Origin of the sequence: Psychrobacillus sp. FSL K6-2836, assembly GCF_038003085.1 — a bacterium.
GTDB lineage: Bacteria > Bacillota > Bacilli > Bacillales_A > Planococcaceae > Psychrobacillus.
Genome location: NZ_JBBOOM010000001.1, coordinates 319,439 through 345,439, shown reverse-complemented (window position 1 = coordinate 345,439; position 26,001 = coordinate 319,439). Strand labels below are relative to the sequence as shown.

The 26,001-nt window shown below is 36.3% G+C and carries 29 protein-coding genes; 27 read left to right on the top strand and 2 right to left on the bottom strand.

Translation table 11 applies throughout. The features are described 5' to 3' along the window. The first annotated feature begins 50 nt into the window (after nucleotides 1–50). Nucleotides 51–644, top strand: coding sequence for an ECF transporter S component (locus tag MKY37_RS01760; RefSeq protein ID WP_340773182.1), 594 nt, complete (start codon nucleotides 51–53; stop codon nucleotides 642–644). Between the two features lie 659 nt (nucleotides 645–1,303). Here MKY37_RS01760 and MKY37_RS01755 read toward each other — a convergent pair. Further along, on the bottom strand, nucleotides 1,304–1,552 hold the full coding sequence (locus MKY37_RS01755) for a ferredoxin (RefSeq protein ID WP_211893911.1): 249 nt from the start codon (nucleotides 1,550–1,552) through the stop codon (nucleotides 1,304–1,306). Nucleotides 1,553–1,662: 110 nt separating this feature from the next. Here MKY37_RS01755 and MKY37_RS01750 point away from each other — a divergent pair, with 110 nt between their 5' ends. The 7 genes from MKY37_RS01750 (at nucleotide 1,663) to MKY37_RS01720 (ending at nucleotide 7,735) form a co-directional block, all read left to right on the top strand. After that, nucleotides 1,663–2,697: a helix-turn-helix domain-containing protein gene (locus tag MKY37_RS01750; protein ID WP_340773180.1), complete on the top strand. Its 1,035-nt coding sequence runs from the start codon at nucleotides 1,663–1,665 to the stop codon at nucleotides 2,695–2,697. Next, nucleotides 2,690–4,105: a RecQ family ATP-dependent DNA helicase gene (locus MKY37_RS01745; protein WP_340773177.1), complete on the top strand. Its 1,416-nt coding sequence runs from the start codon at nucleotides 2,690–2,692 to the stop codon at nucleotides 4,103–4,105. The genes MKY37_RS01750 and MKY37_RS01745 overlap by 8 nt, the downstream gene beginning before the upstream one ends. Before the next feature lie 80 nt (nucleotides 4,106–4,185). After that, complete coding sequence (locus MKY37_RS01740; RefSeq protein ID WP_340773174.1) at nucleotides 4,186–4,758, top strand: LysM peptidoglycan-binding domain-containing protein; 573 nt, start codon at nucleotides 4,186–4,188, stop codon at nucleotides 4,756–4,758. Nucleotides 4,759–4,832: 74 nt separating this feature from the next. Further along, complete coding sequence (locus tag MKY37_RS01735; RefSeq protein ID WP_340773172.1) at nucleotides 4,833–5,465, top strand: CBS domain-containing protein; 633 nt, start codon at nucleotides 4,833–4,835, stop codon at nucleotides 5,463–5,465. A 76-nt stretch (nucleotides 5,466–5,541) separates the two neighbouring features. Continuing rightward, nucleotides 5,542–6,309, top strand: coding sequence for a metallophosphoesterase (locus MKY37_RS01730; RefSeq protein ID WP_340773169.1), 768 nt, complete (start codon nucleotides 5,542–5,544; stop codon nucleotides 6,307–6,309). A 26-nt stretch (nucleotides 6,310–6,335) separates the two neighbouring features. Further along, the gene (locus MKY37_RS01725) at nucleotides 6,336–7,313 is read left to right on the top strand and encodes a YpdA family putative bacillithiol disulfide reductase (protein ID WP_340773168.1); all 978 of its coding nucleotides are present in this window, start codon (nucleotides 6,336–6,338) and stop codon (nucleotides 7,311–7,313) included. A 284-nt stretch (nucleotides 7,314–7,597) separates the two neighbouring features. Further along, nucleotides 7,598–7,735, top strand: coding sequence for a hypothetical protein (locus tag MKY37_RS01720; protein ID WP_211893918.1), 138 nt, complete (start codon nucleotides 7,598–7,600; stop codon nucleotides 7,733–7,735). A 504-nt stretch (nucleotides 7,736–8,239) separates the two neighbouring features. Here MKY37_RS01720 and MKY37_RS01715 read toward each other — a convergent pair. Then, nucleotides 8,240–9,205, bottom strand: coding sequence for an asparaginase (locus MKY37_RS01715; RefSeq protein WP_340773163.1), 966 nt, complete (start codon nucleotides 9,203–9,205; stop codon nucleotides 8,240–8,242). A gap of 68 nt (nucleotides 9,206–9,273) precedes the next feature. Here MKY37_RS01715 and prsW point away from each other — a divergent pair, with 68 nt between their 5' ends. The 19 genes from prsW (at nucleotide 9,274) to ndk (ending at nucleotide 25,402) form a co-directional block, all read left to right on the top strand. Then, nucleotides 9,274–9,966 (top strand): glutamic-type intramembrane protease PrsW, encoded by a 693-nt coding sequence (gene prsW / locus MKY37_RS01710; RefSeq protein WP_340773161.1) that lies wholly within the window; start codon nucleotides 9,274–9,276, stop codon nucleotides 9,964–9,966. Nucleotides 9,967–10,010: 44 nt separating this feature from the next. Continuing rightward, the gene (gene sleB, locus MKY37_RS01705; RefSeq protein WP_445323009.1) at nucleotides 10,011–10,826 is read left to right on the top strand and encodes a spore cortex-lytic enzyme; all 816 of its coding nucleotides are present in this window, start codon (nucleotides 10,011–10,013) and stop codon (nucleotides 10,824–10,826) included. Between the two features lie 9 nt (nucleotides 10,827–10,835). Next, complete coding sequence (locus tag MKY37_RS01700; RefSeq protein ID WP_340773160.1) at nucleotides 10,836–12,119, top strand: PepSY1/2 domain-containing protein; 1,284 nt, start codon at nucleotides 10,836–10,838, stop codon at nucleotides 12,117–12,119. Nucleotides 12,120–12,194: 75 nt separating this feature from the next. Next, nucleotides 12,195–12,842, top strand: a complete 648-nt coding sequence (locus tag MKY37_RS01695; RefSeq protein WP_340773158.1) for a flagellar brake protein — start codon at nucleotides 12,195–12,197, stop codon at nucleotides 12,840–12,842. Nucleotides 12,843–13,010: 168 nt separating this feature from the next. Continuing rightward, nucleotides 13,011–13,685 carry a (d)CMP kinase gene (cmk, locus tag MKY37_RS01690; RefSeq protein WP_340773156.1) on the top strand — a complete coding sequence of 225 codons (675 nt, stop codon included), beginning with the start codon at nucleotides 13,011–13,013 and terminating at the stop codon, nucleotides 13,683–13,685. 1 nt (nucleotide 13,686) lies between these two features. Beyond that, nucleotides 13,687–14,274 (top strand): lysophospholipid acyltransferase family protein, encoded by a 588-nt coding sequence (locus MKY37_RS01685; protein ID WP_340773154.1) that lies wholly within the window; start codon nucleotides 13,687–13,689, stop codon nucleotides 14,272–14,274. Nucleotides 14,275–14,367: 93 nt separating this feature from the next. Continuing rightward, nucleotides 14,368–15,516: a 30S ribosomal protein S1 gene (gene rpsA / locus MKY37_RS01680; protein ID WP_340773151.1), complete on the top strand. Its 1,149-nt coding sequence runs from the start codon at nucleotides 14,368–14,370 to the stop codon at nucleotides 15,514–15,516. 100 nt (nucleotides 15,517–15,616) lie between these two features. Next, complete coding sequence (gene der, locus MKY37_RS01675) at nucleotides 15,617–16,927, top strand: ribosome biogenesis GTPase Der (protein ID WP_340773148.1); 1,311 nt, start codon at nucleotides 15,617–15,619, stop codon at nucleotides 16,925–16,927. A gap of 30 nt (nucleotides 16,928–16,957) precedes the next feature. Further along, nucleotides 16,958–17,977, top strand: a complete 1,020-nt coding sequence (locus MKY37_RS01670; RefSeq protein WP_340773145.1) for an NAD(P)H-dependent glycerol-3-phosphate dehydrogenase — start codon at nucleotides 16,958–16,960, stop codon at nucleotides 17,975–17,977. Nucleotides 17,978–18,153: 176 nt separating this feature from the next. Further along, on the top strand, nucleotides 18,154–18,342 hold the full coding sequence (locus MKY37_RS01665) for a DUF2768 domain-containing protein (RefSeq protein ID WP_340779819.1): 189 nt from the start codon (nucleotides 18,154–18,156) through the stop codon (nucleotides 18,340–18,342). Nucleotides 18,343–18,355: 13 nt separating this feature from the next. Beyond that, complete coding sequence (locus MKY37_RS01660) at nucleotides 18,356–19,063, top strand: hypothetical protein (RefSeq protein WP_340773142.1); 708 nt, start codon at nucleotides 18,356–18,358, stop codon at nucleotides 19,061–19,063. 75 nt (nucleotides 19,064–19,138) lie between these two features. After that, nucleotides 19,139–20,617 (top strand): stage IV sporulation protein A, encoded by a 1,479-nt coding sequence (gene spoIVA / locus MKY37_RS01655; protein WP_211893931.1) that lies wholly within the window; start codon nucleotides 19,139–19,141, stop codon nucleotides 20,615–20,617. 171 nt (nucleotides 20,618–20,788) lie between these two features. Then, the gene (locus tag MKY37_RS01650) at nucleotides 20,789–21,061 is read left to right on the top strand and encodes an HU family DNA-binding protein (protein WP_090561787.1); all 273 of its coding nucleotides are present in this window, start codon (nucleotides 20,789–20,791) and stop codon (nucleotides 21,059–21,061) included. Nucleotides 21,062–21,431: 370 nt separating this feature from the next. Beyond that, a complete protein-coding gene (gene folE / locus MKY37_RS01645; protein ID WP_340773132.1) occupies nucleotides 21,432–22,001 on the top strand; it encodes a GTP cyclohydrolase I FolE in 570 nt (189 codons plus the stop codon). A 67-nt stretch (nucleotides 22,002–22,068) separates the two neighbouring features. After that, nucleotides 22,069–22,290 (top strand): trp RNA-binding attenuation protein MtrB, encoded by a 222-nt coding sequence (gene mtrB, locus MKY37_RS01640; protein WP_090561783.1) that lies wholly within the window; start codon nucleotides 22,069–22,071, stop codon nucleotides 22,288–22,290. 57 nt (nucleotides 22,291–22,347) lie between these two features. Beyond that, nucleotides 22,348–23,109 (top strand): heptaprenyl diphosphate synthase component 1, encoded by a 762-nt coding sequence (locus tag MKY37_RS01635; RefSeq protein ID WP_340773123.1) that lies wholly within the window; start codon nucleotides 22,348–22,350, stop codon nucleotides 23,107–23,109. 3 nt (nucleotides 23,110–23,112) lie between these two features. Then, nucleotides 23,113–23,817, top strand: a complete 705-nt coding sequence (locus MKY37_RS01630; protein WP_340773121.1) for a demethylmenaquinone methyltransferase — start codon at nucleotides 23,113–23,115, stop codon at nucleotides 23,815–23,817. A gap of 18 nt (nucleotides 23,818–23,835) precedes the next feature. Then, nucleotides 23,836–24,810 carry a heptaprenyl diphosphate synthase component II gene (gene hepT / locus MKY37_RS01625; protein ID WP_340773118.1) on the top strand — a complete coding sequence of 325 codons (975 nt, stop codon included), beginning with the start codon at nucleotides 23,836–23,838 and terminating at the stop codon, nucleotides 24,808–24,810. 145 nt (nucleotides 24,811–24,955) lie between these two features. Next, nucleotides 24,956–25,402: a nucleoside-diphosphate kinase gene (gene ndk, locus MKY37_RS01620; protein ID WP_090561775.1), complete on the top strand. Its 447-nt coding sequence runs from the start codon at nucleotides 24,956–24,958 to the stop codon at nucleotides 25,400–25,402. Nucleotides 25,403–26,001 lie beyond the last annotated feature (599 nt).

Genomic DNA, 26,001 nt, shown 5'->3' with positions numbered 1-26,001 from the left:
TGCTGAACCTTTCTTCTTGTGGAGTGAATCGCAAAAGGAGAGAGGATTTTATGTTAAAAGGCAAAACGCGGATGCTTATTGCAGTCGCAATGCTTAGTAGTATTTCTTTTGTTTTAATGCTACTTGCATTTCCATTACCGGTTTTACCGGCTTATTTAAAGGTGGACTTTAGTGATATTCCAGCATTAATTGCTGCAATCACGATGGGACCAGTAGCAGGAATTCTAGTCGCATTTCTAAAAAATGTGTTAGATTGGCTATTTGCAGGAAGTCCAACTGGAGTGCCTGTTGGTCATATGGCTAACTTTGTAACTAGCATCTTATTTTTAACACCTGTATATCTGATTTACCGTAAAGTTACTACGTCAAAAGGTATTATGGTCGGATTGGGAGCAGGAACAGTATCTATGGCGATTGGTATGAGTGTATTAAACTATTATGTGTTTTTACCAATGTACACTTATTTCTTAAATTTCCCAATGGAAACAGGTTCCGCCTTGTTTAATACTATCATTTTCGGTGTACTACCTTTTAATTTGATTAAAGGTATAATAGTAACAATTGTGATGATTGTATTATTCAAACGAATGAAGCCATTGCTTGATAAGGTAACTAATTCATATATGAAACCTAATACAAATTAACAAAAAGTTGTTTCTCCAATAGGAGGAACAACTTTTTTTAGAGGAAAATATAGAACTTTTTACCTTGAACTCAGATATCCAGTCATTTTAAAGAACAAGATCTATATATTGATACTGCTGATTTCCGTTACATGTGGACGCTTTCCGCTGGCGAGGCCGAGCCTCCTCGTTCGCTATGCTACCAGCGGGGTCTCGACTTTCTCGCTTATCTCGCTGGAGTCGCCACATTCCACTACAAATGTAATGAGTATTACTCCACTAGGTGATTGGGCATAGCATATCGCTTAGATGATAGGGCTTTCCTTATTACTAGCGTTAATTTCATCCTGACGTATTATATATAATCCTCGATTATTTAGTTGATACTGTTTCCAATATCAGTTTTTGTAAAGTGAACATTGTTGATTGGAGCGCAGAGCAGCGACTCCAGTGGGAACAGCGCGAGCTGAAGACCCTGGACTGAGCGTAGCGAAACGAGCTTGCGCAGGAGCAAAGGAAGCGGCTGAAGCCGTGCCCACGAAAAGCGTCCGCTCTTCGCTACAATCAACTGCATATCTAGATTTTGTTCAAAGAGGACCGGGCATCCTTTTGCCCGTTTTTTCTTACATAATAAAAAAGAATGGTAATCATGACAACGTCACAATCACCATTCCAAAAATCTATTCGTATTTCAGTGCGTCGCCTTCGAAAGACTCATCTGCTACTTTAATAGAATCAGTAGGACAACCCTCAAATGCATCTTCCATATCCTCCATTAGTTCTTCTGGAACTTCTGTTGTACCCATGTTATCATCTAAAATAACGAAAGCGATACCTTCATCATCATAATCATAAATATCTGGGGCAGCTGCTCCACAAGCTCCGCATGCAATACATGTATCTTTATCTACAATTGTATATTTTGCCATTATTATATTCTCTCCTTTATAACTACTAAAACGAATATGCTATCGTATTCATTCTAAAGATGTTTTCCATACATTTCAACCAAAATACTTCAGAAAAGAGAGGTATTCCTATGCATTTTCATCAAATATTACTATTTATTATACATAAAATAACCGGTCAACGTTCTGAGAATGCCGCATATTATTTATTAAAAGGCAAAAAATCAGGACAAACTATTCAAGATGTGACATATTTTCAACTTCATGCTTTTTTCTCGATTCTTCCACAATTATCGAAGGAAGATTATGATGCAGCGATCGGTGATTTGTTTAAAGGAGAGTTTATTCAGTTAAAGGAATCACTTGTCTATATAACTAACAAAGGAGTTAATGCATTACCACAAGACAAAAAGCTTCACTTAAACGGTTGGCAATATAGAGGGAAGGAACAAATCTTTTGGAAAAGAATCGATTTGGTTGTCCAAACGTTGTCGCAGTTCCAGGCAAATGAGAAAAGATTTGTACCAAATCAGAAGGATATTGCTACTCAGCATTTTGTTAGAGACTTTTTAATCCAGAATAATTTTCAACATTCCAACTTAAAGAACGATATTAAGCAAGAAATATTTCATTTACTTGAAAATCCTACTTTAAATGATTTACACAGAACATTATTTGTTTACCGCCTTAGTGGCTTTAACAAAACTGGTTTGACATGGGAACAATTGGCTCGCTACTATCATTTGACTGATTTGAATATCAAAATTACTTTTTTAGAGTGCTTACATAGTCTATTAGATAATATTTCGATGGAGACAAGCCCTCTGTTATTTGATTTAGCTAAAGATATTCATATCGATACTCCGCTAACTGACTCTGCTTTTAAAACAAACAGCCTATTTGAAAAAGGTCATTCTATTGAACAAATTGCTAAAATAAGAAAGTTGAAGATTAATACAATAGAGGATCATGTTATTGAAATCGTATCAAACAATAAAAAGTTCTCCGTTTCTGCTTTTATTTCGAATGAGCAAATAGAAGAAATTCTTCATCTATCAAACGAGTTACATACAAAAAAACTTTCTATCATAAAAGATAGATTACCGGAAGCTAGTTTTTTTCAAGTACGTTTAGCATTGACAAAGGGAGAACAAATTCATGAATAAATTAAATGAGATTCTTCAGAAAAAGTTCGGCCATGCAAACTTTCGAGATGGCCAAAAAGAGGTAATAGAACAAATTATTGATGGAAAAGATGTTGTTGCTATACTTCCAACAGGTATGGGGAAATCTCTTCTCTATCAGTTACCAGCTTATCTAATGGAGGGGTCTGTCATTATAGTCTCGCCTCTCTTATCTCTTATGCAAGATCAAGTGGAACAATTGAAAATACTAGGGGAAAAAAGAGTTATTGCCATAAATTCATTTTTACCATTCCAAGAAAGAGAAATGGCTTTTCGTCACTTAGCTGATTTTAAATTTATATTTACTTCACCAGAGATGCTCCAAAATGAACAATTTAACCGTGCGCTTAGAGAACTTTCCATCGCATATGTTGTAGCAGATGAGGCGCACTGTATTTCACAGTGGGGATTTGATTTTCGACCTGATTATTTAAGAATATCCAATTGGTTACATTCACTAAGTACTGTGAACGTTCTTGCGTTAACAGCTACTGCGACAAAAGAAGTTGTGGTGGATATTAAAAAGACTTTACGGATGACACAACCATTTGAATATATTCATTCACTTGATCGTCCTGCTATTGCATATGAAATGGTTGAGGTAGAAAACCAACAAGAAAAAATGAAATGGATACTAGGTAGAGTCACCTCTACAGAAGGTCCAGGGATAATTTATACACAATCACGTAAAAAGACGCAAGTTTATGCAACGATGCTACTAGAACAAGGAATTTCTGTTGCCTATTACCATGCCAAAATGGAGCAAAGTGACCGGATATTAATCCAGCAACAGTTTCAGCAAGGACAATTAGATTGGATTTGTGCGACTAACGCCTTTGGAATGGGTATTCACAAAGATAATATCAGACAAGTTATTCATGATCATATTCCTACATCTGTAGCAGGATATATGCAGGAGGTTGGTAGAGCTGCTAGAGATGGCAATCAAGCAATCGCCTCGCTTTTATATACTTCTACGGATGTCGACCAAACTTTTTACGTAGCGATGCAAGACTTTCCAGAGGAAACAGATATTCAAATTGCTTATCAGCCTGAGTATTCTGAAGTCGAACAGTCGGAGACTACAACACGTATTCTAACTTATTGGAAAGAGCAATTAAATGAGCAAGAAACAATTGAATTATTTAAGCAAATTAAACAAAAAAAGTGGCTGGATATACAAAGTTTTTACTCAATGATACAAAATGATACTTGTTTACGTCAGCAGCTACTACATTATTTTGACCAAACATTATTAGAAAAACCTCACTATTGTTGCTCTAAATGTAAGTTAGACGTTTCAAGCATCTTACGAAAAAGATCAGATGAAAAGAATGACCAGGATGAAATGAATTGGAAAAACAGACTAAATTTTCTCCTCCCATCTTAATACTTTAGTTAAGTTTACTTTTTCTACAATATTCGTCATAATAGAAGTAGAAATGAAGGTAGAAATGGAGTTTGAATAAAATGAACCAAGATGATTATCAAAAAAAAATCGACGAACATCGACAATCCATTGGACAAGATGACGATTCCAATGAAATGAGAAGAAGTAGAAGTTCAAATAAGAAACCTAAGAAAAAATCTAGAAACTTATTAATTCCTACTGTCTTTTGTATTTTTATATTAATACCAGTTAGTATCTTTATTTATGTGCAGTTTTTCTATGAAGCTGATCCAGATAAAGCAGAAGTAGTAAAAAATGATACGATACATGTTGAAACACAGACGATTAACAATGGAACAGAAAAAGAGGAAACTACTAAAGAAGAAGTAGAAACAAAGCAGCCAGCTGAAGAACCAAAAGAGGAACCAAAAGAGGAAGTTACTGAAGAGCCGAAGAAAGAACCAGTTGTTGTAGAGAAAACAGAGCCTACCGAAGTGGCTAGTTCTAAAACGCATATAGTAAAGGAAAATGAAACACTATATCGTATAGCTGTAAATTATTATAATGATCCATCAGCAGTCGAAAAAATAAAGTCTGCAAATGGTCTTACATCAAATGAAATTGCAGTTGGACAAAAGCTAGTACTGCCTTAAACGTAAAGAAAGAAGGATATTTTTCACAAATGTTGAATATATAAAGTATATCCTAAGTTGGAAGAGGTGCTATTATGTTTGTAAAAAGTGTGATGATCCCAAAAGAAAAGTGTATAACTGTTCAGGTGACTGCGACGGTATCGTCGGCCCTCCGTGAATTAGAAGAAAAAGAAATGGATGCTTTACCGATTTTAGACAATGGAAAATACGTAGGTATGTTCAATAAATACCTTTTGTATAAAGCTTATTTCTATAGCAATCTGGATAAAGAAGCTTTCATGGAGCAAACAAAAGTAACAGATATTATGACGAACGAAGATATATTTGTTCGCTACGAGGATGTTTTCGAAAATGCAATGATTAAGCTTCATGATTTTCCAGTCCTAGCTGTGGTGGAGGACGGAAAATTTCTTGGATTAGTTACCCGTTATGACGCAGTTGAACAATTTAAAAGTGCATTTGGTATGAATAGTAAAGGAACACGTATTACCTTCACTTCTGTGGAATCAGAGGGACGGATTCAAAAAATGACGGATGTGCTTCATAAATATCATGCCTCAGTCATTTCAATCGTAACTTTCGATGAAACAGATAAACTATTCAGACGTATTGTATTAAAGATTGAAAACGATTCAAAGATTGATCGTATTTTAGCTGATCTAGAAAAGTCAGGGTTTCGTGTTCTACATATTGACAAAGAAGAGTAAAATTAGCAGCTAGTAGACACGAATGTAGGGCAGGGGAATTTCCCTGTCCTTTTCCATGTTGTTTGGGGGTATATGCTTGATTGGATGGATAATTGGTATTGTATTGGTTATATTTTTTAGTATTTTTTTATATATGTTATTTTTAGCTTTTCAAACAAATGTTCATACCCATTCTCTGTTGATTGACGAATGGACGAAGGACAATCAATTTCATGTTTTTTTCATATCTGACATCCATCGGAGAAAATTAAGTGAAAAACTTATTCAAAGACTAATCGGAAAAGTAGATCTCGTAATAATTGGAGGAGATTTAACAGAGAGAGGCGTCCCTTTAAAACGGACAAATGAAAATATTAGGAAGCTTGCTAAGTTAGGAATTACCTGTTACGTGTTCGGTAACAATGATCGAGAAGTTGGAGAAGAAAACTTACGAAATATCTTAGATGACCATGATGTTCTTATTTTGGAAAATAGCTCAGTTAAGTTTGAGAAAAACGATTTTTCTATTCGAATAGTTGGGATTAATGATGGATTCGCGGGAAATGTAAAAATATACGAGGCGTTCAAAGACGTTGAAGAATCGGATATCATCATTTTTACAACCCATGCTCCTGCGTACTTTAATAATGCGAAAAAGATAAGTAAGCCACATCTGCTTCTAGCTGGTCATCTTCACGGTGGACAAATACGCTTTGGTCCATTTGGGATATATGAGAAGGGAAGCTATCGTGAAAAAGAAAATAGTGCAGAGCTCATTAGTAATGGATATGGAACAACCGGAGTTCCACTTAGACTAGGTGCCAAATCGGAATGTCATTTAGTAACAATTAGTGGAAGACATTGAGTGAATAAAAGAAAGGAAGTTTTTTTGTGTATCAGCAGGTAGATGTATTAATAGTTGGGGGAGGGCCTTGTGGCTTAGCAACGGCTATTTCTACGCAAAATATTGGACTAAAAACCATCGTAATCGAGAAAGGAAATGTAGTGGAGGCTATTTATAATTACCCCACACATCAGACTTTTTTTAGCACGAGTGAGAAATTATCAATTGGCGAAGTTCCATTTATAGTAGAGGAGAGAAAGCCAAAACGAAATCAAGCTCTAGTCTACTATCGAGAAGTGGTAAAACTAAATAATATTGATGTCCATAAATATGAACAAGTGCAAAAAGTAGAGAAACATGAAAATAATTTTAAGGTATACACTTCTAAGGGAATTTATGTGGCAACATATGTAGTCATTGCAACTGGTTATTATGACCACCCGAACTATATGAACATTCCTGGTGAAGAATTAGAAAAGGTTCATCATTATTTCAAAGAGGGGCATCCTTACTTCGGTTTAGATGTATTAGTAATAGGCGGAAAAAACTCGGCTATCGATGCAGCTCTAGAACTAAACAAAGCTGGAGCTAATGTGACGGTAGCTTACCGTGGGGGCGAGTATTCGCCAAGTATAAAACCATGGGTTCTACCTGAATTTGATGGCCTTGTTAGAAATAATGAAGTACAAATGCATTTTAATACTGAAGTATCAAAAATTGGCGCATCTAATGTAAGTTTAAAAAATAGTCAAACAGGAGAATTCCAAATAACAAATGATTATGTATTTGCTATGACAGGTTATCATCCAGATCATGCATTTTTAAAACAAATGGGTATTCAAATCGATGAAGCTACAGGAAGACCAGCTTATGATGCGGATACGATGGAAACGAATGTAGAAGGAATTTTCATTGCTGGTGTTATAGCTGCTGGTAATAACGCAAATGAAATTTTTATTGAAAATGGACGATTCCATGGAGAGCAAATTGCAAAAGAAATAAAAAGAAAACAAGATGACAAGTAAATACTTATTTAATCGTACCAGATTTAAATAAGCATTCCATAGTCCAAATCTATAGAAAATCATCCCTAAATTTTTGAATTAGGGGTGATTTTTTTGTTTATTATAAACTTGGACGAATGCAGAAATCAGGATACTATGCGACGAAAATGATGAATGCCCCATTGAAATTATCATTAGCGTCAAAAGAGAACATATGGCTAAAACAAATAAGTTTTCAGCGTAATGAATACTTTTAAAGAAGTGGGAGACATTAACGGGAGTAGATTAGAAATGGAGGGATTAAGATGAAGAAAAAACATACTTTTGCGCTTGTGTCTGTTATATTATCAACAGGTTTTTTATTCGGCTGTAACGGTGTCGATGAAGATGAGCCAGATCCAACCGAAGAACCTACAGAGCAGACAGAGGATAATAGTCAATAAAATATTTTTTATTAAAACAGGATTCATATAAGAGAGACTGGGACAGAACTCCAAAACAGCATTTTTCTCTGTGAGAAAAATGCTGTTTTTTTGCTGTGCACAAAATTGATTTCCATTCCAGGGACGCTTTCCACGGGCGTGGCCTGAACCTGTAGTCTCAGGTGTCACGCTATTACCGTAGGAGTCGCCCCTCCATTCCAATCAATTTTATTAAATATCCATTATTTAGTAAAGGTTTCTCCTTATCCAATAAAATTTCTACTTCTGTTCAGCCTCTTTAGTTTTATTAAACTTGATTTCAATCCCTTGTCGGCGGCTACGGTTCGTCAGATGGACGCAAGTAAATGGTCATTTGTAAAATCGATATCATTAAAATGGGGAATTGTATAATCATTTCTACAATCAACTTCACTTTATTACTACAATAGAAAAAGAGTAGCTAGCAGTAAACTCACTGAGTTACGAAAGCTACTCTTTAATATTCTAAACAACTAAAACTTACCTCTAAAAAATACACTCGATCGCTTTTTGTGGATTAGGATGGTTCAATGCTATTAGTAAGGCTAGTCGTGCTTTTTGCCCATTTAAACCTTGGGCAAAAACTACACCTGCGTCTTTAAGTCCTTTCCCTCCACCTCTATAACCATACACGTCTTGCGCAATTCCATTAAAACATCTGGATACTAACACTATGGGAATTCCTTTATTTAATGTTTCTTCAATGACAGAAACCAGGCTTGGGGGTACATTTCCTTGACCTAAACCCTCCAATACTATTCCATCATACCCCAAATCTATCGATGCTTTTAGCAAGTCTGGCTCCATTCCTGCATATACTTTAAACAATGTGACTTTTTTCTCGATATGCTCAATCGGAAAAACGATACGATGATTAGGAGAATGATGAAAATGTACGATTGACTTAGATATAAAACCAATAGGTCCATATTGTGGACTCTGAAAAGTACTTACATTACTTGTGTGGGTCTTAGTCACATTTTCCGCAGTGTGTATTTCATCATTTAATACAACTAATACACCTTTCCCTTTTGCATCATCGGAAGAAGCCACCTGGATAGCAGACATCAAATTATATAATCCATCTGCTCCGATTTCATTGGAAGAACGCATCGCACCAGTAAGGACTATTGGGATTTTAGTATCAACAGTGAGATCCAAAAAGTATGCAGTTTCTTCCAACGTATCTGTTCCATGCGTAATGACAACACCATCTATATCGTCAGTTAAAATATATTGGTCAATAAGCTGTTTCAACTTCAACATCTCGAAAGGAGTAATATGTGGTGAAGGGAGATTAAAAGCTTCTATTTCCACTATATTGGCTAATGATCTAAGTTTTTCTGCCTCAATTAATAGTGGATTCTGATCTGCTGGTACAACAGCACCGGTTTCTGCATGCACCTGCATGGATATCGTTCCACCTGTGTGGATTAGTAAAATAGTTTTCATTGTAAGTACCTCCCATATTCTGCGTATTTAAGGTATAATAGTAATAATGAAATGGAAGGAGTAAGTTTATGTTCATACTACTTTCCGTTGCAATAGCCCCTGCTTTAGCACTGTTAAGTTATTTTTACTTGCGTAAAGAAATTTCTGCAGAACCCTCCAGATTATTGTTACATACATTTATATATGGCGCTATATTAACATTTCCAATCTTGTTTATTCAACATGTTTTTCAAGAGGAACAGATTTTTTCTTCTTCGTTTATACATCAAGCTATTGTAACGAGTGCACTTGAAGAGTTCTTTAAATGGCTAGTTCTTATTGTAGCTATCTATAAGCATGTGGAGTTCGATGATCCCTACGATGGCATTTTATATGGTGCGAGCGTAGCGCTAGGTTTTGCGACTGTTGAAAATATATTGTATTTATTGAATTTTGGTATGGAAGAAGCATTTATACGTGCAATTCTTCCAGTTTCTAGTCATGCACTATTCGGTGTATTGATGGGATATTATATCGGTAGAGCAAAATTTACGACCATAACGAAATCTCGTTATGAAATAGTTTATGCATTGATAGCACCACTTACTTTGCACACTATTTACAATAGTATTCTAGGCATTACAGGCTTGGAGCTTTTATTGATGGTACCATTTATGTTGTTTTTGTGGTTATTTAGTTTATCCAAAGTGAAGAAAGCCCATGTTTTATCTCGTAAAAAAAGATTTAAGAATCATGAATACTATGTAGAAGAAAAAGTCTAGCTAACCGCTAGACTTTTTTTGTATATTTTGACACTTTTTACTCCATGCTAAGTAAAAAGGAGAGATGTCGTTTGAAACAAATAAAATACATCCTGATTAGTTTGCTTTTTTGTACGATTAGTTTTTCTTTAATCCATGAGCAACCAACTACCCAGGCTTTCTCTGCTCAAGTATTAGAACGAGGTGCTTATGGGGACGACGTTATCGAACTCCAAGCGAGACTACAGTATATCGGATTTTATAAGAGTGAGATAGATGGTAAATTTGGTTATAGTACCTACTGGGCATTGAGGAGTTTCCAGGAAAAGTATGGACTCCCGATCGACGGCCTACTAGGAGAAGCCACCAAGAAAAAATTAGTTGGTGTTTCTGATTATAATAAAGAATTTGTTCACGAGCAGATTAATAAAGGGAATAGTTTTACGCATTATGGTGGGGTGGATTTAGATAAGCAAGTAAAAAACCAAAAAGCAGAGAGTACAAATATGCAACTACCCCCGCAATATTCGGAAAAAGATTTAAAACTGATCGCTAATGCTGTATATGGTGAAGCACGTGGTGAGCCTTACGAAGGGCAGGTTGCTGTAGCGGCAGTAATTTTAAACCGAGTCGAACATGCGGACTTTCCAAATACGGTTTCGGAAGTAATTTTTCAGCCATTAGCTTTTACAGCTGTCGCGGATGGGCAAATATGGCTAGAACCAAATGAACGTGCAAAGGAAGCCGTGCTAGATGCACTTAATGGCTGGGATCCAACTGAAAATGCCATTTATTATTTCAATCCTGAAACTGCGACAAGTGAATGGATTTGGAGTCGACCGCAAATTAAAAAAATTGGACAGCATATTTTCTGTGCATAAGGAGATAAAATGAAAAAAACTATATGGGTAATCGTGTCTTCCGTTGCAGTAATCTTTCTTATGTATCATTTCTCTGTTCAGTCTCAAAATAAACGACTAGAAAATGCATTAGCAGTACAATACTCCAATCAGTTGACCTCGGCATCTGAAAAATTGACTAAGCTAACAGAGTCCGTTGATCAGACAATGCTATTTACGGATAAGGAAGCTTTAGATCAGCCTTTAGAAGATGTATGGAGAATTTCCTCGGATATAAGAAATTCTATAAGTGCATTGCCAATTAGTAACGAAACATCTACAGTATGGATGAATTATTTAAACAGACTAGGCAACGGTGCTGCGCAGGTAAAAAATGGCAAGGTGCCAATTGAGGAATGGCAAAAGAACATGGTCAGTGCAAGAGAAAACTTGCAAGCACTTTCAGATCAGTGGGCATTTACGAACAAAGATGGTGGGAACAAAGATTATATCGTAACAGCGTTTGTTCAAAATAAATTAGATAAAAGCGGCGAGAAGAATTGGAAGTCACTAGGTAATTCTGTAAAGGCGTATACAGAAAGCGACTTCCCAATGACTGCAAGTGAAACAGATCAACAAAAGAAAAGGGATTTACAGCATATTCAGGACACCGAAATTACTTCAGATGAGGCTCAGGAACGGTTTATTAAATTGTTTCCAGAGTTTAAGGATGCAAAAATACACATAACGGAAAGTTCTGAAGATGCTCCTTATCCTTTTTACCATATTAAATTCCATGAAGGTATTCGAATAGGTTATGCAGATTTAACTAAAAAGGGTGGACATATACTGTCATTTTTACTGGAAAGACCTTTTGACAAAACGACTATAACAGTACAGCAGATGAAAGATAAGTCTGCCGAATATATGAAAACATTAGGTTTTTCGGACACAGAGATGGTAGAATATCGTGAAAATTCAGTGGCTTGGCATTTATCATTTGCGAGAAGAGACGAGAGTAATGATGCATTAATATATGCGGATGGTCTACAATTAAAAATTGCGAAGGATAATGGTGAATTACTCGGTTTAAATGCAATGGAATATATTCAAAAAGAAAAAATTGATAAGCAAGAAATAATACCATTAGATAAAGCGGAACTCTTTTCAAATAACTTTTTTGTAGAAGAAGAGCGCTTAGCATATGTGGAAAACAAACAACTTCAACAACGATTGGCCTATCAGATATTAGCTAGGAATGATTCTATTGGCACATACAAAATTTATATAGATACCGAAAACCATGAAGTTTTACATGCGGATAAACTACCATAGAACTTTTTTCTATAGAAAAATACTCACTGCAATGTCATAATAGAAAGTATATTATGACACTAAAGAGGGTTGCTTATGAAAATCAAACTTGGTACGCAATTAACGTTAGAGCCAACCTTTACTGATAAAACAGAAAAATATCGATGTAAAGTGGTCGATTTAGACAATCAATTTATTTATATCGATTATCCGATGGATACAATTTCCAATAGAACAGTTTTTTTAATGGACGGGATGCAGCTAAGAGCAACTTTTGTGGAAGATACAAAGGCGGTTTATGCATTTCAAACAGAGGTATTGGGAAAAAAATCAAAACAAATACCAATGGTCAAGCTTGCGCTTCCAGCGGTATCTGAATTTTTACGTATACAACGTAGAGATTTTGTTCGCGTTAGTACTTCTATAGATATTTCTGTACAATTCGATGAGGAAAGATATCAATTTGTTACAGATGATATAAGTGCTGGCGGAACGGCTGTTATCTTAAACAAACCAGTAAACTTTAAAGCTGGAGATGAAGTATCATTACTAATTCCCCTGTTGTTTAATAATGGAGATATTAAATATGTTACAACTCTAGCGCAAGTAATTAGGATTTGGGAAAAAGGTTCACTTACTATTGCATCTTTGCATTTTACAGATACGGATGACCTAGATAAACAGCAAATTGTACGATTTTGTTTTGAACGTCAACTATTGATTCGAAAGAAAACAATGAGTTAAATCAAAAAAGAGGTTACACAAAGTATAACTTTTGTGTAGCCTCTTAAAATTTACGGCAGGACTATCTTCGTAACTATTAAAAATAAGTTATCATTTAGGATGCTTGCTTTTTTCTCATTAATACAGTTCTATGATAAAATGTAAAGGAATAGAGTGGAGGCAAACAGATTGAAAAAACAAATACAAATAGCCATAGATGGCCCGGCAGCAGCAGGCAAAAGTACGATTGCTAAAAAAACCGCAGAGTTACTAGGATATACATATGTAGACACAGGTGCTATGTACCGTGCAATCACGTATAAAGCACTACAAGAGAACATAGATTTGCAAGACGAAGTTAAATTAACAAACTTATTAAAGGAAACTTTAATAGAATTAAAACCTTCTCCAGCTGGCCAATTGATATTTCTTGATAATGTGGCTGTCACCGAAGAAATTCGTTCAAAAGAGGTTACAGCATCTGTTTCAGCAGTTGCTGCACATGCAACATTACGCGAAGAAATGGTTAAAAGACAGATGGAAATGGGTGAAAGTGGAAGTATCGTAATGGATGGTAGAGATATCGGTACCCATGTATTAAAGGACGCTGAGTTGAAAATTTTTATGAGTGCCAGTGTGGAAGAAAGAGCAAAAAGAAGATATTTAGATAACCAAAATAGAGGAATAGAAACAAACCTTGAAGAACTTAAACAAGAGATCACTCTGAGAGATAAGTTAGATAGTGAGCGGCAAGCTTCACCATTAGTACAGGCAGATGATGCAATTTTTATTGATACCACTTTATTAACGGTTGATGAAGTATCGGAAAAAATTATGCATCTTGCAAAAGAAAGGATGTCTTAAATTGAATCTTTACTCCTTTGCAAAGACGGTTGTTTTTTCAGCGTTAAAACCAATTTATAGATTTGACGTTATTGGAACGGAAAATTTTCCAAAAGATGGTGGGATTTTGTTATGCTCTAATCACATCAATGCTTTAGATCCACCAGTGGTTGGGATACTTGCTCCGAGACCAGTACATTTTATGGCAAAAGCTGAATTATTTAATATCCCACTATTGAAAGGGATTTTACCTGGAGTGAATGCATTCCCAGTGAAAAGAGGACTGAGCGACCGGGATGCTCTTCGAACAGCTATTAAGCTTTTAAAAGAGGGAGAAGTGGTTGGGTTATTCCCTGAAGGGACTAGAAGTAAGGATGGCACGCTTGGAAAAGGATTTAGTGGGGCGGGATTCTTTGCGTTACGTGGAGAAGCAAATGTTGTCCCATGCGCTATAATAGGACCTTATAAACCTTTTAAAAAGTTAAAAGTAGTATACGGCGAGCCAATTGATATTAAACCTTACCGTGAAAGAAAGGCTTCAGCAGATGAAGTTACAGATATGATAATGGAGAATATTGCCAAATTACTTAAAGAGCATAAATCGAAATAATTAGAATATTATTATTTGAAAAGTGCTTCCTTTTGTAATTCTGTGCCAATTCGCATAAAATAGAATAGAGACGCTGTGAAGGAGGAATATCATATGTCAGAAGAAATGAACTTAAACGACACGAATGAGTTTAAAGAGGGTGAACTAGTAAAAGCAACGGTTGCACAAGTAGATGAAAAATCTATTATCGTAACAATTGAAGGAGCACCTTTTGATGGAATAGTTCCTATAAGTGAACTATCTAGCTTGCATATTGAAAAAGCATCCGACTCCGTTTCCATCGGTGACGAATTGGAATTAATGATTACTAAAGTGGAAGAAGCTAACTTTGTCCTTTCTAAAAGAAGAGTGGATGCGGAAAAAGCTTGGGAGAAGTTAGAAAAACAATTCCAATCTGGAGAAATAATCGAAACTGAAGTAAAAGAAGTAGTTAAAGGCGGACTAGTAGTAGATTTAGGTGTCCGTGGTTTCATCCCTGCGTCATTGATAGAGGATCATTTTGTAGAATCCTTTGAAGACTATAAAGGGAAGGTAATAACCTTTAAAATAGTAGAGCTCGAAAAAGATAAAAATAGACTGATTCTTTCTCACAAAGCAGTAGTAGAAGATGAAAAATCTGTTAGTAAGCAACAAACATTTGAATCCATTAAAAGTGGTGACGTGTTGACCGGTACAGTACAACGATTAGCTTCGTTCGGTGCATTTGTCGATATTGGCGGAGTTGATGGACTTGTTCATATTTCACAAATTTCGTACGAGCATTTAGAAAATGTTGCGGACGTTTTAACGGAAGGCCAAGAAGTCAAAGTAAAAGTTTTATCAATCGATCGTGATGCAGAAAGAATTTCTTTATCTATTAAGGATACACTTCCTGGACCATGGGCAGAGGTTGAAGAAAAAGCATCAAAAGGAGCAATACTAACTGGGAAAGTAAAACGCCTTGTTTCTTACGGTGCGTTTGTAGAAGTATTCCCTGGAGTAGAGGGACTTGTGCATATTTCTCAAATTGCGCATAAGCATATTAGTAATCCACAAGAGGTCTTAAGAGAGGGCGAAGAAGTACAAGTTAAAGTAATAGAAGTTAACAGTGCTGAAAAGCGTCTATCTTTAAGCATCAAAGAATTAGTTGAAAATGAAGATCGTTATAATATAGAAGATTATCAAATGCCTGAAGAGTCAAGAGGATTTTCTATAAGTGATGTACTCGGTGACAAGCTGAAAGGCTTCTCAAATAATAACTAAAACTATACTCTACAAAAACAGGTGACTTCAATAAAGTCGCCTGTTTTTGTCTTTTTGTTGTATAATACAACTTAGACGAAGTTGGAAGGATGAAAAAGTAATGACAAAACCAGTAGTAGCAATCGTTGGTAGGCCAAATGTCGGCAAATCGACTATATTTAATCGAATCGTAGGAGAACGCGTATCCATCGTGGAAGATATTCCAGGGATTACACGTGATCGTATATATAGTTCTGCCGATTGGTTGACACATGAATTCAATATTATCGATACAGGAGGTATTGAACTAAGCGACGAGCCGTTTTTAGAACAGATTAAGCAACAAGCTGAAATAGCAATGGATGAAGCAGATGTTATCATTTTCTTAACGAATGGTCGAGAAGGAATTACAGCAGCAGACGAATATGTTGCCAAAATTTTATATAAAACAAAAAAACCAATCGTACTAGCCGTTAATAAAATCGATAATCCTGATATGCGTGACTTACTCTATGACTTTTATGCTTTAGGATTAGGTGAACCTTTCCCAATCTCAGGCTCTCATGGACTTGGATTAGGAGATTTGCTAGATGAGGTAGCGAAGAATTTCCCAGACATAGAGGATATAGAATATGGAGAAGAAGTTATTAAGTTTTCTCTAATCGGACGTCCAAATGTAGGGAAATCTTCTTTGATCAACGCATTTTTAGGTCATGATCGTGTAATCGTAAGTGATATCGCTGGAACAACAAGAGATGCGATTGATACGGAATACTCTTTTGATGGTCAGGAGTACGTAATGATTGATACAGCAGGTATGCGTAAAAAAGGGAAAGTGTATGAAACGACAGAGAAATACAGTGTATTACGTGCTTTAAAGGCGATCGAACGTTCTGACGTTGTTTTAGTTGTTCTGAATGCAGAAGAAGGTATTCAAGAGCAAGATAAAAAAATTGCAGGCTACGCGCATGAGGCAGGTAAAGCAGTTATTATCGTCATGAACAAATGGGATGCAATTGAAAAAGATGATAAAACAATGAATGTGATGACGAAGAAAATTAGAGATCATTTCCAGTTTCTGGATTATGCACCGATTGTTTTCGTATCCGCTAAAACAAAGCAACGTGTTCATGCGCTTCTACCAGTTATTAATAAAGTAAGTGAAAACCATGCAATGCGAGTTCAGTCTTCTGTATTGAATGAGGTAATTGAAGATTCTGTTGCAAGAAATCCAGCTCCAACTGATAAGGGGAAAAGACTGCGTATTTACTATGCAACTCAAGTGGCTATCAAACCGCCAACTTTCGTTGTGTTTGTTAATGAGCCAGAGATGATGCATTTTTCTTATGAAAGATTTTTAGAAAATCGTATTAGAGAGTCCTTTGACTTTGAAGGAACTCCAATCCGGATTATCACACGAGCAAGAACTTAATCCTATTAGTTTTAAAGGAGCGAAATAGCGATGGAAAAAGTAACTGTACTGGGTGCAGGAAGCTGGGGAACAGCCTTAGCCATGGTTCTTGCAAACAATGATCATGACTGTCTACTATGGTCACACAGAGATGAACAAGCAACGGAAATAAATACAAAGCATACAAACAAAAAGTATTTGCCAGATACAATATTACCAGCTAATTTAAGAGCTACTAGTGACTTTCAAAAAGCAATCCAATATGCGAATGTAATTGTGATTGCAGTCCCAACTAAAGCAATTAGAGAAGTTTGCCAAAATATGTTACCTTTTTTGGATGAAAAGAAGTTATTTGTGCATGTTTCTAAAGGAATTGAACCTGATTCCTTAAATAGAATATCAGAAATGATTGAGGATGAATTATCAAGGGATGTTATGGAAGCAATAGTTGTGTTATCTGGTCCTAGTCATGCAGAAGAGGTTGTATTAAAGCATCCAACAACTATTACAGTTGCAAGTGAAAATATGATTGCTGCCGAAAAGATCCAAGATTTGTTTATGAACAAGTATTTCCGGGTTTATACAAACGATGATGTCATCGGTGTAGAAATTGGAGCAGCGCTTAAAAATGTAATAGCTTTAGCGGCTGGAATTGTTGATGGACTAGGTTACGGAGATAATGCAAAAGCAGCACTGATCACTAGAGGACTTGCAGAAATCTCTCGTCTTGGCATTAGTCTAGGTGCAAAAGGCTACACGTTCTCTGGTTTAACAGGTATGGGTGACTTGATCGTAACATGTACAAGTGTGCATTCTAGAAATTGGCGTGCTGGGAATATGTTAGGTAAGGGAGCAACGCTGGAAACAGTATTAGAAGAGATGGGCATGGTCGTAGAAGGTGTTCGAACGACAAAAGCTGCTTATCAGCTCGCTACTAAACAGCAAGTGGATATGCCGATTACGGAAGCATTGTACTCTGTCTTATTTGAACAGGTCAATCCAAAAGAGGCTGTAGACATACTCATGCACCGAACTAAAAAACACGAATTAGAAGATTATAAAACGTTCTAAATTTGTCACAAATGGAAAGAGTTGTTGAAAAAAACAGCTCTTTTTGACTGTTAATCTGAAATACTATTTTTAATAGAAAACTTCTTTTGATTGTTTGCCAGGAACTTTTTGTTCTGTGATATACTTTTTTATTGGAGAAAGGTGTGGAAGTTGTTGTGGTGTTATTAGTATCATCAATGGATAAAATGTGGATATCGTTTGGATCTATGGGTTGTATGTTTTTAGCTATGGCATTTATGTTTTTTGTAAAGAATAAACTGAATAATAAATTCTTGAAATTTATATTAGGTTTGATCGCATACATATTATTGTTTATAGGTTTCATTACGATGATCTATATAATATCTAACCCAACTAAGGCTTAGTAAGGAGATTCCTATGAAAAAGTTTAAACTTAATGCTTTAATTATGCTAATGATCTTCTTAGCAGGATGTGGTTATAAAAGCGGTTATGAGCCTGAAAATTTATTGCCATATGAGGATCAACTAGAGGCTGTTCAAAAAGCTGTTGATAGTTTTCAAGAAGATTCCAGTGGACTATTACCGATTAAAACACGCGATATGGAAACTGATCAATACATTAAATACCCAATTGACTTTAGCAAAATTATTCCATCCAAGCTAGGAGAGGCCCCTGCCAATTCATTTGAAGCAGGCGGTATTTATCAATATGTACTAATGGATGTTGAAGAGAATCCTAAGGTTAAATTAGTGGACTTACGTATTGCGGATACACTACGTGACATTAACTATCGAAAAGGTATAAATGGATTCGGACCTATAGCTGAAACGATTGCAGAAGGCGTCTATAAGCTTGACTATAAAAAAATGGGGTATAATGGTGAATTATCCGTTCAAAGCCCATATTCTGATACTCAATTACCAATTGTAGCTACTGGTGATGGGGAAGTATATGTAGATTACTCTATAGAATTAAATAGATTGCTCCAAGAAACAGAAGAGAAAATAGAGCCAGGAGATGACATTCGTTTTCTGTTGACAGATAATTTTGCAATTGTCCCAGCCTATTCTCTACCTTACACTGTAAACGAACAGAATGAGCCTGTATTTATGTTGGAAAAATAAAAAGGACGTTTCATGCGATATGCATGAAACGTTTTTTTGGTGCATATATTAAATTGCTAAGAAAGGAGAGTATCCATGTCGAGTAAACTGTATGAACAGATAGCAGAAAGAACGAATGGTGATGTGTATATTGGTGTAGTCGGCCCTGTCCGAGTAGGTAAGTCTACTTTTGTAAAACGAGTAATGGAGTTAGTAGTAATCCCGAATATCCAGGAAGAGGCCGAGCGTCTACGTGCACAAGACGAATTGCCTCAAAGTTCACCTGGTAATGTAATAATGACAGCCGAGCCTAAATTTGTGCCTGCACACGGGACAAATATTCATCTAGGAGAAGATCAGCTACGCTTACAAATCAGACTTGTAGATTGTGTGGGGTATATGATTGACGGTATTAAAACACATTCTGGTGAAGAGGGTCAGAAGTTGGTGCATACCCCATGGCATAGCGAAGCAATACCTTTTGAGGAAGCTGCTAGAATTGGCACAGACAAAGTAATTAGAGATCATTCAACTATTGGTATTGTTGTCACTACGGATGGAACAGTAAATAATATCCCACGTATAGCAGCTGAAAGTGCAGAACAACAAATTATCACACAATTAAAAGAAATTGGTAAACCATTTGTAATCGTTTTAAACAGTAAAAATCCAGGTCATTTAGAGACGATTCAATTGAGTGAAGAATTACAGAGACAACATGAGGTTCCGGTAATTGCAACTGCCGTTGATCGTATGACTGCTGAGGAAATTCAATACATACTCCAACAAGCACTCTATGAATTTCCGATCACGGATATCGAATTAGTCAAACCAGATTGGACAGATGTACTTGAACCGGACCATTTTGTCAATAATGCCATCACTTCATCCTTGCAAGAGTGGCTGCAGATAGTATCTAAAATGAAAGACGTGAAAGAATTAGCTTCTAGATTTAAACAGGTTCCCTTTATCCAATCTGCAGAAGTGGTAGAGGCAAATCCCGGCAGAGGATCTGCATGTATACAAATTGGTTTAAAACCCGAAGTGTTTCAAGAAGTTTGTGATGAATGGTTAGAGGAACCTATTGAGTCTAAAAAGGATTGGCTACTATTTGTTAAAGAGGCTTCAACAGCTAAAAAGGCTTATAATAAATTTTCAGAGGCATTAGAAGCAGCAAAAAAACATGGTTACGGTGTATCTTTACCAACTATTCAAGATTTTCAGCCAACTGCACCTGAAATTATAAAACAAAATAATTTCTATGGTGTAAGTTTAAAAGCAAAAGCCGCTTCTCTTCACATTATTCGAGTGGATATGGAAGCCGAATTTGCACCATTAATCGGATCTGAATTTCACAGTCAGCAATTATTAAAAGATCTAAAACATGGTTTTTTACATGACCGAGATGCTTTATGGCAAACACAGGTTTTTGGAACTTCTTTAGTAGAAGTTTTAAAAGAAAGTTTACGTTATAAAACAGAAAGTGTATCTGATGTTGCGAAGAAAAGAATGCGCGAAACGATCGAACGAATGGTGAATGAAGGTGACCGAGGGATGGTCACATTTATATTGTGAAGCCAATACAGGACTTTTTGCGACTATGCAAAAAGTCCTGTTATTGTGTGAAAATGCCCTTTTTTTGAGGAAACTTAGCTAAACTCGTGCAAATTGTGTTGCGAAGGTTTTTTGGTTGTGATACTCTTTTTACAGGTTGAAGCTATCTTCCTTTGAGAGGAGGTGAATGGTATGAATAAAACAGAACTAGTTAACTCTGTTGCAGAAGCTACAGAACTTTCTAAAAAAGATGCTTCTAAAGCTGTTGAAGCTGTATTTGAATCAATTCAAACTGCTCTTGCAGATGGTGAAAAAGTACAATTAATCGGTTTTGGAAACTTTGAAGTTCGTGAACGTGCTGCACGTAAAGGGCGTAACCCACAAACAGGTAAAGAAATCGACATCGCTGCTAGCAAAGTACCTGCGTTTAAACCAGGTAAAGCACTTAAAGACGCAGTTAAATAACTGATGTTGTAGTACATAGAACGGTTATTGTGGAGCTTGCTTCACGGTAGCCGTTCTTTTCAATTATGCTCTGTTATCAGATTGTTCGACTGTTAAGCTAACCCATAAAAAGAAAATCAGAAATCTAGAAGGATTAAATATGCAAGTATGGGCTTATGATAAAGTGAATTTAGGCAAATAACGCCACTTCGTGCGGCAATACCTGAGTACCAATATTCTGTTGGGCTGAACCGATTGAGCATCCCATTTTCACTTACAAAATTTGAGTTAGAGGTATTACAGCCGTTAAACCGGGAAAAATTTATTTATTATAAGTATTTCATATGCTAAGATGCAATTGATATAATACATAGTTTTAGGGGGTCTACAGATGACAAAAGTCGATCTGAACAAGATAGAAGAAGCTGTTAAAATGATTTTAGAGGCAGTCGGTGAAGATCCGAGTAGAGAGGGATTATTAGACACTCCTAAAAGAGTATCTAAAATGTACGCAGAAATGTTCGAAGGCTTACATCAGGATCCAAAGGAATATTTTAAAACCGTTTTTAACGAAGAGCATGAAGAGTTAGTTTTAGTGAAAGATATACCATTTTACTCCATGTGTGAACATCATTTAGTTCCTTTTTACGGAAAAGCACATGTCGCATATATTCCTCGTAACGGGGTGGTCACTGGTTTAAGTAAGCTGGCAAGAGCTGTAGAGACGACTGCTAGACGTCCTCAACTTCAAGAAAGAATCACCTCAAGCGTGGCGGATGATATAATGCAAATGCTAAATCCGCACGGTGTATATGTAGTAGTAGAAGCGGAGCATATGTGTATGACGATGCGAGGTATTAAAAAACCTGGTGCAAAAACACTTACTGCTGTTGCACGTGGTATTTTAGAAACGGACGATGTGAAGCGCTCCGAAATACTTTCATTTATACAGATGAAGTAACACCTTTGGATGTCGGCTTTAGATTATGGTATGATGGAAAAAGACTGTGAACAAAGGAGACTATAATATGTCTAGTTCAGATTATATTTTGATAAAAGCAGAGGAAGATGGAGTTCATGTAATTGGTCTTACAAGAGGAACAGATACAAAATTTCATCATTCTGAAAAACTGGATAATGGCGAAGTTATGATTGCCCAGTTTACCGAACATACGTCGGCCATGAAGATCAGAGGGAAAGCATCAATCCATTCTGCAAATGGTATTATACAATCCGATTCTAAAAAATAGTTTTTTAAAATAGCCAATTAGACAGATAAAGCGCAGTTGGGAAATGGAGTAAAGTGTATGAACGAAGCATTGATCAAACAACATATAAAGCAGTATAAAGATGGTATTCTCAAACAAGTTCAGCAAAGTACTTTGTTAAAATATACCGGGGCTCCTGTCATTGATGAAGAGCGTTTGTTTTTTACACTTTTACCACTACTTAATGGGGAAGAATGGGAAGAGTCTCAAAGCAAATCTGCCATTGCAGTTACGCTTATCTTTTCTGCCTTAGCTGCACATGATTTAGTAAAAGAATTGAATGCAACGACCAAGGAACAGCAACTACAAGTATTAGCTGGGGATTATTATAGCGGGAAGTATTACCAGTTACTAGCTAGCGACAAACAATTAGACTTAATCCAACAATTGTCGGATGGTGTCGCGACCATATCCGAACAGAAAACTAGATTTTATGATCGACAATCATATAGCTTTGAAGAACTCATACATTCTATCCAACTGATTGAATCTAAATCTATCGAACAACTTTATGATTATTATTCATTTCATGAGTATGTATTTGTTATGAAAGAGTCTTTGCTACTCATTGCTTTAAAAAAAGAACTAGAAGCATATGAACAAGGCAACCAACCGTTTTACATTAGTAAATCTAGTCAATTACAAGCTAATATTAATTTGCTGCAGTTGGAGATAAAAAAAATTGAGTCTATACTCAAAGAAGAAATCACTAACTCAGAGCTATTACAAGACCAACTAAAAAATATAATGATAAACAAATTAATGAAAAGCACCTTAGAAAAGCAGTTGAGAGAAGGTTAAATCGTGGGGAAATCAAAAGAACAATATGTGCATGAAGTTTTCGAAAAGATATCCGATAATTATGATTCGATGAATTCGGTTATTAGTTTTCAACAACATAAAGCATGGCGAAAAGATACGATAAAGGCTATGCAAGTAAAATCTGGAAACAAAGCATTGGACGTATGTTGTGGAACAGCAGATTGGACAATCGCATTGGCTGAGGCAACTGGACCAACTGGTGAAGTTAGAGGTTTAGATTTTAGTCAAAATATGTTAAATGTTGGACTAGAAAAAGTAAAGCATATTTCTCAAGTTGAGTTAATACAAGGAAATGCAATGGAATTACCATTCGAGGATAATTCTTTCGATTATGTAACGATTGGATTCGGTTTACGCAATGTTCCGGACTATACGCAAGTATTAAGTGAGATGAATCGTGTTGCTAAACCAGGTGGAATGGTTGTTTGTTTAGAAACGTCACAACCAGATTCGAAATTATTCAATGGACTATTCCGATTCTATTTCCGTTATATCATGCCGATCTTCGGTAAACTTTTTGCGAAAAGCTATAAAGAATACTCATGGTTACAGGAGTCTGCAAAAGACTTTCCAAATAGAGCTGAGTTAACTAAGCTATTTGAAAAAGTGGGCTTAGTCAATGTTACAAGCAAACCATATAGTGGTGGGGCCGCAGCTAGACATATTGGGTATAAAAAAGATATTTAAGTGAGTGAGGTTGTAACCGTGGATAAGATGAAGTTAAAGTTACTCTATTCCGATTTAAAATCGGATCTTGATATCATCGAAAATGAATTAGCAATAGCGGTGAATTCATCCTCTCACTTATTGAATGAGGCGTCTCTTCATTTATTACGTGCTGGTGGTAAGCGAATTAGACCAGTTTTCGTCTTGCTTGCAGCGAAATTTGGAAACTATTCAATAGACTCTATAAAAAATGTAGCTGTTACTGTTGAACTCATTCATATGGCTTCTCTCGTCCATGATGATGTAATTGACGATGCGGAAACTAGACGGGGAAGAGAAACGGTGAAGGCACAATGGAATAATCGGGTCGCGATGTATACAGGGGATTTTCTTTTTGCAAATGCAATTGAATACATAACAGATTTACAAAATACATATGCACATGAAGTGTTATCACAAACAATGGTGGAACTTTGTATTGGGGAAATTATCCAAATTGAGGATAAGCACTTTCTTGAACAAACAGTTAGAGATTATTTACGTCGGATCAAACGAAAAACGGCTATATTAATCTCTGCGAGCTGTGAATTAGGTGCAATTGCTTCTGAGGCAGATGAGAAAACAGTAAAGCATTTGAAACGTTTTGGATATTATGTCGGAATGTCTTTTCAAATAATCGATGATATTTTAGACCTTACATCTACAGATGAGCAATTAGGCAAACCTGCTGGATCCGATCTCGCACAAGGAAATATTACTTTACCTGTTCTATACGTTAAAAACGATCCGATTATCGAACCATTACTAAGAGAAATATTAGAAGGGACGATTAGTGACACAAATCGACAGCTACTGTTAGCGAAAATTCGCGAATCAGAAGGTATTAATCGTGCCAAACAAATAAGTAATATATACTTGCAAAAAGCGCTAAATGAAGTTAAACAACTACCGGCAAATTCTGCAAAGAAATCGCTACAAAACATCGCTTTGTTTATGAGTAAAAGGAAATTCTAAACTGCACTAATTTGAAGTAATGTAACCTCAAGTGCATAAAGCAATTAACCAGATGTTAATTTAATTTGAAAATAATGAATTATAATGATAATATTTGTAACGGTGGAGAATAAAGTCCATTATATATATTCGAGGAGTGTTAACTATGGAAAAAACATTTTTAATGGTAAAACCTGATGGCGTACAACGTAACTTAATCGGTGAAATCGTAGGTCGTTTTGAAGCAAAAGGATTCCAACTAGTTGGAGCAAAATTAATGCAAATTCCTACTGAACTTGCTGAACAACATTACGGTGAGCATAAAGAACGCCCATTCTTCGGTGAATTAGTAGAATTCATCACTTCTGGACCAGTTTTCGCAATGGTTTGGGAAGGTGAAAACGTTATCTCAACTGCTCGTTTAATGATGGGTGCTACAAACCCTAAAGAATCTGCACCTGGAACTATTCGTGGAGATTTTGCAGTAACTGTAGGGAAAAATATTATCCATGGTTCTGATGCTCCAGAAAGCGCAGAACGCGAAATCGGATTATTCTTCAAACAAGAAGAACTAGTATCTTACAAAAAAGATGCTAACAACTGGATTAACTAATAATGAAAATGGTTGTTTATGACTTCGGTCATAAACAACCATTTTTTGCTTTGAAAAATATTCTATACGAGCGGGATTCGAGCTGTACGAGAGAGATCGACTGCTAAACGAGAGTCCCAGGGTATACGAGAGGTATCTACGCCTATACGAGAAGGATTCGAGCTTGAACGAGAGAGCCCGGCAGCTATACGAGAGTCCCAAGGTTATACGAGAGGTATCTACGCCTATACGAGAAGGATTCGAGCTTGAACGAGAGAGCCCGGCAGCTATACGAGAGCCCCAGGGTATACGAGAGGTATCTACGCCTATGCGAGCGGGATTCGAGCTTGAACGAGAGAGCTTGATAGCTAAACGAGAGCCCCCAGGGTATACGAGAGGTATCTACGCCTATACGAGAAGGATTCGAGCTTGAACGAGAGAGCCCGGCAGCTATACGAGAGCCCCAAGGTTATACGAGAGATAACTACACCTATGCGAGCGAGATGCGAGCTCATACGAGAGAGACTCACTGCTATACGAGAGAGACTCACTGCTATACGAGAGAGACTCACTGCTATACGAGAGAGACTCTAACTCAACAGATAAAAAGACAGACAAAT

Excerpts from the sequence above, each read along its gene's own strand:
- folE (WP_340773132.1), top strand. The coding sequence starts at position 21,432 with ATGACAAAAGTCGATCTGAACAAGATAGAAGAAGCTGTTAAAATGATT.
- MKY37_RS01635 (WP_340773123.1), top strand. The coding sequence starts at position 22,348 with ATGAACGAAGCATTGATCAAACAACATATAAAGCAGTATAAAGATGGT.
- MKY37_RS01760 (WP_340773182.1), top strand. The coding sequence starts at position 51 with ATGTTAAAAGGCAAAACGCGGATGCTTATTGCAGTCGCAATGCTTAGT.
- ndk (WP_090561775.1), top strand. The coding sequence starts at position 24,956 with ATGGAAAAAACATTTTTAATGGTAAAACCTGATGGCGTACAACGTAAC.
- MKY37_RS01745 (WP_340773177.1), top strand. The coding sequence starts at position 2,690 with ATGAATAAATTAAATGAGATTCTTCAGAAAAAGTTCGGCCATGCAAAC.
- MKY37_RS01715 (WP_340773163.1), bottom strand. The coding sequence starts at position 9,205 with ATGAAAACTATTTTACTAATCCACACAGGTGGAACGATATCCATGCAG.
- mtrB (WP_090561783.1), top strand. The coding sequence starts at position 22,069 with ATGTCTAGTTCAGATTATATTTTGATAAAAGCAGAGGAAGATGGAGTT.
- MKY37_RS01740 (WP_340773174.1), top strand. The coding sequence starts at position 4,186 with ATGAACCAAGATGATTATCAAAAAAAAATCGACGAACATCGACAATCC.
- prsW (WP_340773161.1), top strand. The coding sequence starts at position 9,274 with ATGTTCATACTACTTTCCGTTGCAATAGCCCCTGCTTTAGCACTGTTA.
- rpsA (WP_340773151.1), top strand. The coding sequence starts at position 14,368 with ATGTCAGAAGAAATGAACTTAAACGACACGAATGAGTTTAAAGAGGGT.
- MKY37_RS01650 (WP_090561787.1), top strand. The coding sequence starts at position 20,789 with ATGAATAAAACAGAACTAGTTAACTCTGTTGCAGAAGCTACAGAACTT.
- sleB (WP_445323009.1), top strand. The coding sequence starts at position 10,011 with ATGCTAAGTAAAAAGGAGAGATGTCGTTTGAAACAAATAAAATACATC.
- MKY37_RS01720 (WP_211893918.1), top strand. The coding sequence starts at position 7,598 with ATGAAGAAAAAACATACTTTTGCGCTTGTGTCTGTTATATTATCAACA.
- der (WP_340773148.1), top strand. The coding sequence starts at position 15,617 with ATGACAAAACCAGTAGTAGCAATCGTTGGTAGGCCAAATGTCGGCAAA.
- MKY37_RS01695 (WP_340773158.1), top strand. The coding sequence starts at position 12,195 with ATGAAAATCAAACTTGGTACGCAATTAACGTTAGAGCCAACCTTTACT.
- MKY37_RS01735 (WP_340773172.1), top strand. The coding sequence starts at position 4,833 with ATGTTTGTAAAAAGTGTGATGATCCCAAAAGAAAAGTGTATAACTGTT.
- MKY37_RS01660 (WP_340773142.1), top strand. The coding sequence starts at position 18,356 with ATGAAAAAGTTTAAACTTAATGCTTTAATTATGCTAATGATCTTCTTA.
- MKY37_RS01700 (WP_340773160.1), top strand. The coding sequence starts at position 10,836 with ATGAAAAAAACTATATGGGTAATCGTGTCTTCCGTTGCAGTAATCTTT.
- MKY37_RS01665 (WP_340779819.1), top strand. The coding sequence starts at position 18,154 with ATGGATAAAATGTGGATATCGTTTGGATCTATGGGTTGTATGTTTTTA.
- MKY37_RS01750 (WP_340773180.1), top strand. The coding sequence starts at position 1,663 with ATGCATTTTCATCAAATATTACTATTTATTATACATAAAATAACCGGT.
- MKY37_RS01670 (WP_340773145.1), top strand. The coding sequence starts at position 16,958 with ATGGAAAAAGTAACTGTACTGGGTGCAGGAAGCTGGGGAACAGCCTTA.
- spoIVA (WP_211893931.1), top strand. The coding sequence starts at position 19,139 with ATGTCGAGTAAACTGTATGAACAGATAGCAGAAAGAACGAATGGTGAT.
- MKY37_RS01755 (WP_211893911.1), bottom strand. The coding sequence starts at position 1,552 with ATGGCAAAATATACAATTGTAGATAAAGATACATGTATTGCATGCGGA.